2 protein-coding genes are annotated in these 5,322 nt (G+C 49.0%); both read right to left on the reverse strand.

Annotated features, from left to right (window positions below):
* Window positions 1–267 precede the first annotated feature (267 nt).
* Window positions 268–675, reverse strand: a complete 408-nt coding sequence (locus Q2J39_RS10425; protein WP_230268425.1) for an Rrf2 family transcriptional regulator — start codon at window positions 673–675, stop codon at window positions 268–270.
* Between the two features lie 328 nt (window positions 676–1,003).
* The gene (locus Q2J39_RS10430; RefSeq protein WP_288340618.1) at window positions 1,004–5,095 is read right to left on the reverse strand and encodes an exo-alpha-sialidase; all 4,092 of its coding nucleotides are present in this window, start codon (window positions 5,093–5,095) and stop codon (window positions 1,004–1,006) included.
* Window positions 5,096–5,322 lie beyond the last annotated feature (227 nt).

Consider the following 5,322-nt stretch of genomic DNA (forward strand, 5'->3'; position numbering starts at 1 on the left):
GCTGTTTTCTTAGATATCTAAAGGTGATTTGACGACTGAGAGAAGCGATTTCCCTGAGCGCTCAACTATAATAACACGGGCATCCAGGCGATGCAAGCATTATTTGTGAATTTTTTAACCAATTTCACGTATAGTCGGCTTATTTCTTTCTGCCGCTGTTTATTTTCGGCTTTCCAGAAACACAGCTTCCTAAGCTTAGGTCATTCGAAAAAGAATGTCAACTTATTGCCCTTCTTCACGGCTCGTTCGGGATCAGGGCCTGCGCAATCAGATGTTTCCATCGACCAGATCCTGGAGCGTCAGTCCGTCAAAAAAGTCGTTCACCATACCGTCGAAGCGGATCCACAGCGGCAGCGTTTCACATTCCGCTTTTCGATCACAGACATAATCGGGATTTCGCAGACAGGCTACCGATTCCAGACTTCCCTCAGCACTGCGAAGAATTTCGCTCAGGCGAATATCTTCTGGTTTCCTCAGAAGGCGATAGCCGCCGCCTTTTCCTCGCAGTCCCTGAACATATCCATCCGCTGCGAGCGAACGAATAATGCTTTCCAGATATTTCTTCGACATGTGCTGTGTCTGAGCAATGGAGTCTAAGGAAATCCATTGATCCGGATCGCCTTTCGCCAGTTCAAGCATAACGCGCAGGGCATAGCGTCCACGGGTAGAAATCATACAGGTCACTCCCTTTCCTGATCGCAGATTTCGAAATGAACTAATCATTCCCTTTTTATTAATACATTATAGCGGCCGGCGGTTTCAGATTCATTGTGCAGGTTACATAAATTAGCCACTATGTGAAGTTTAAAAACAGACGTTGGAAATTCTTCTTTCTCTTTTTCTCATCGGGACGGACTCCGATTCCTTCGAATCGGTGTCCATACAAAAAGGCTGCTGCCGGTGAACGGAATAGAATCCGTCGACAGGCAGCAGCCTTACTGCTTTTGAAAAATCTTACCGTTCCATATGGATTTGGAAACGGATTTATCTCAAGCCTTGATCCTTATTTTTTGATGCCGGAAAGCTTTTCGGAATTTGATTTCAGGCGAAGAGCCAGCAGCTGATTGTTGATCTCTTTCGCTTTGGCGTTTACTTCTTCCTGTGTCGCTTCATCCGAATTCAGAAGGGCCTGATATTCGGCCTTCTTATCTTCGAGAGCTTTATATCCATCCTTGAACTGTGTGAAGTCCAGAGCATAGGCTTTGTTGAATGCAGTCTGCAGCTGAGACTTATCCACAGTTACCGGAACGTAGGCTTCCAGATCCAGACGCGCATTGGCCAGTTTCATCAGCTTGCGATCCATATCAATCGGCGTTTCGATCTGATCGATCGTATTCATCGTTTCCGTACGGATATCGGTATAGTTCTTCCAGGAAGCAGCCGTGTAGTCGGATGCATTGAGGTCATTGAAGCGGTCGATTTCCTTCTGGAGGAAGGACTTGGTGGTGAGCTGACGGGATACGTCACGCAGATCCTGCAGAGTCGCATCGATTTCGCTCTGGCTGGCGTTGTTTGCAGTGATCATGGCTTCCGCTTTTTCCAGAACGACTTTGGTGTTGTCCCAGGAAGCCTTTGTCATACCGTCTTCCATGCCCTTGACTCTGCCTACGAGATTGGACAGGGCACTGAAGTCTCCAGCCCGTGTGTCGATTCCGCCTGGCGTATTAAAGGAGAGCTCAGCGATGGTAGCCCAGAGATTGCTGCTGTAGTTGTTCTTTTCCGAGAAGCGGAAGTAACGTGCTGTGGTTTCCGGAAGAGCAACATGAATCCATTTCTGCGTATTCGGCATTGTCGAATCCAGAACTTCCGTCCAGTTTTGTCCATCTGTACTGCTTTCCAGAAGGAAGTCTTTACAGATGGCATTGGTGCTCGTCTGGCGGTTCAGGAAGTTCATCTGAACGACGGTAACTTCCTTGCCCATATCAAAGGTAATCACCTGCGGCATAACCTGTGAATTGTTGTAGTGAGAATGCCAGTACGTTTTCTCATTGCCGTCAATAATGTTTACAGCTGCACCATCGGCATTTTCCGCTGTGGAGTCAGAGAACTGTGAGGTGTATGCGACGATAGAAGCCGGATGAACAACCGTAAAGTCGATCAGATCCTGCTTTGTCATCACTGCGGCTTTACCGTATACGTTGCTCAGTTCAGCGCCTTCTTTGAGAGAATCGGCGCTCGCATACGTCCAGTCAGATGGGATATCGCCTTCAAAAACGAGAGAAGTCGAACCGCTTCCCGACTTGAGGGCAAGTTCTGCAGTTTCGTCTTCGCAGCTGACCTGCAGTTTCACATCGCCTGCCGCAAATACGGTCTGATCCGCCGAAGCTTCGACAACGAGTTTTCCATCGACCATCTTCGCAGAAGTGAAGGTCAGTTCCGGTGCCTTGTTTTCGATCGCTTCTTCGTCGGAATACAGATAATTTTCATCGAATTCCACATAGGTCATAACGATTGGATCGTTATTCAGCTCATAGAAGTTCGCAAAGCGCTTGGTTCCATCTTCTGCCGGAGCGATTTCGGTCAGGCAGGAATAAGCGTAACCCGTGGGCTCCATTAGTTTGGCTTTATCGATCTGCCAATCGATCGAACCGTCTTCCTGAACTTCGCCGACGGTGACTACGCCATGCGTACGGGCAGGTCCGGCCGGTGTAGCGATCATTACGCGTTCCTTGCCGTCTTTACCGGTATAGCTGATGGCAGAAAGCTGGCAGTATACGTTGGCGATCGGAGTATCTTCGATCGATTCCCAGCTTTCGCAGTTGTCTGTGGAACGGGCCACTTTCACTTTGCCTCCGGTAGCCCGCATGAACATCAGCACGTCGCTGTTCTTAAGCTGAACGCACTGGGCTTCGGTTAAGATGTTTCCGTTACCCTGAGAACGGTCATATCCCCATACGTCCTGTACTGGAGAATTTTTCAGCTTCCAGGTTTCGCCAAAGTCATCCGATACGATTGTGGCGGAATACTGCGAACCGCCAAAGTTATTTTTCGTTGCGGTATAGATTGGTGCTACCAGACGGCCATTCGTCAGCTGCAGACCGCGGCCGGGGCCGGTTCCGAAGAATGTCATCCAGGATTCCTTGGCCATTGGCGTAATGTTCTGCGGTTCAGACCAGGTCTTGCCGTCATCATCGGAATAGAAATGCCAGATGCTCATATGTTTCTTCATGTGCAGTTCGCCCTTGTCTGGGCCGTCTTCGTTCATGAAGATATTGCCGGCGTATTCTCCGTTTTTGTACAGGTTTCCAAGCGTTGTAAACGGCTGCGGTCCATGAAGCGTTACGGTGTAGTCCGTCTTTGTACCGAGCTGAATGGAATCGCCGCTTCCGGTAGTCGTATAGACGATACCGTAGCCGTCTTCTTCAACGACTGCGTAGGGCTGTGATTCCCCGTCTTTATAAACCGCTCTGTAAGCGTTGTTTCCAATATGAAGATACTGGTCGCCGTTTTCCTGGTTTCCAGATTCCATCGCTGCGTTGGACTGGGTAAACATGTCGACCAGCAGATGGATGCGTCCTTTGTGCGGCGAATCTTCGTCGAGATCCTGCATCATCAGAGAGTCGATCATAACTGCGGATTTTCCGCCCTGCTTTTTAAGCAGGTCGCTGATAATAATCGGATCATCAAATTCCGTACTGCCGCTTTCTTTACGACGAATGGCCAGGTCGATATTTCCCTGGTCGGCAAAGCCGTCGTTTCGTTTATCAATACCCGCGATCACGGTACCCTTGTCGGTCGTAATCAGCGAAGGAATACGATAAGCTGCAGATTTGTCATAGCCGACTTCAAACAGTGTTGTCTTATCGGACAGATAGCCGTCCTTAACGGTAGTCTGCCCAGAAAGGGAAAGACTTTCTGAAGCGAGCTGAGCTTCTATTGCGTTCAGAACTCCCGGATAAACCTTTATGCTTTCAATCGATCCGCCAAACGGGTTCATGATGTCTGCCTGAGATCTCTTGCAGAAACCGTACGAAATCGTATCGGGGGCAGTGATCTTATTAAACCAGCCTGCATCTGTGCTGGATGCCGTTCCCAGAGACTGTCCATCAAGATAGAATGTCCAGTTATTTCCGGAGCGAACTGCGATCAGATCGTGCCAGTGCTGATCCGTTACGTTGATTGTGTCAGGAATGACTTTATATGCGCCGATATTCTTGCCTGGTGCATCAATTCCGGCACGCCATTCATTGTTGTAGTAGTGAAGGTACAGAGAGACAAAATTATCCCGGACGCTTCCCTGAGAGAAGGAAGCCAGATAGCTCAGTCCATTCGTTTTGGATCCGTCCATGCGGAAGCGTACCGCCCAGGTGCCTTCGGTCATATCCTTAAGGGAATCAATACTTTCCGTGCTCGTATCCGTCTTTCTGGCAGCGTTTGCATCATAGACAGAACCGCCGGAATAGGCAGTAGTTGCGAGGTTTCCAAGCTGATCCTGAATGATCTGCTCTCCGGATCTTGCATCCGAGTAAACGCGGATATTTTTCAGCGTTCCGCTCATCGGATAGTTGTTTCCTCCGCTTGCGCGATTTCCCTTGCCAAATCCAACGTAGTCGACACCGCTGAGAACATCCTTAACCGCGTTCGCAGTTACATTCGCGGAATGAACCAGTTTTCCGTCGATATAAAATTTCACCGTCGATTTTGCATCGAACGAAACCGCAAGGAGATGTTCTTCACCAAAGCTTGTGTTCGTGAGTGCCACTCTTGTATCGACTGGTTTCTGACCGCTGGCTGTCAGGGTTTCGATGCCCACGGTACCGCCATTCGTCACAAAGACGTTCATATAGTGCGAGTTCTGGGAAGAATTGCCGATAAAGAACACGGTAGAAAGCGCATTGGTGCAGGTAAAGCTCGTTTCAAAGGTGAAGCTTTCGAGTGCAGCAAATTTCGCGAGTTCCGCAGCATCCGTGACGGTAAGAGGATTGTCCCCGTTATTGAGTGTGACCAGATCGTCATGGCTGTACAGCAGAGTTGTATCCGCCTGCGGCGCAGTTTCGTTCTGCTCTTGCGCGAATGCCGTGAGTGTGTAGGACGGCATTACGGAAGGCATGGCGAGTGCTGCAGCCAGAAGGACGGAACAGATTCGTTTTTTCATGAAGTTTCCTTTCCTTTGATATCCGGTTCTGCCCCCTCCTTCAGACTTGCCCTAATCGTTGAGAAGAAACAGAACTATCCCATTTCGGTCAGAAGTGCCCGATGATCCAGCCGAAATGATAGGTATAAGGATAGGATAAACTTTTTTGAAGGCGTTTTCATCCGCTTTTCGGTCAATGCTGTTCACTTAAGCTTCACAAGTGAGCAGTGCCTTGCCTTTCTAGTTTT

The sequence above is a fragment of the uncultured Allobaculum sp. genome (assembly GCF_948576815.1).
Classification (GTDB): domain Bacteria; phylum Bacillota_I; class Bacilli_A; order Erysipelotrichales; family Erysipelotrichaceae; genus Allobaculum; species Allobaculum fili.

What these genes read in the sequence shown, in the direction of transcription:
- Q2J39_RS10425 (WP_230268425.1), bottom strand. Translation starts at nt 675, where the DNA reads ATGATTTCTACCCGTGGACGCTATGCCCTGCGCGTTATGCTTGAACTG.
- Q2J39_RS10430 (WP_288340618.1), bottom strand. Translation starts at nt 5,095, where the DNA reads ATGAAAAAACGAATCTGTTCCGTCCTTCTGGCTGCAGCACTCGCCATG.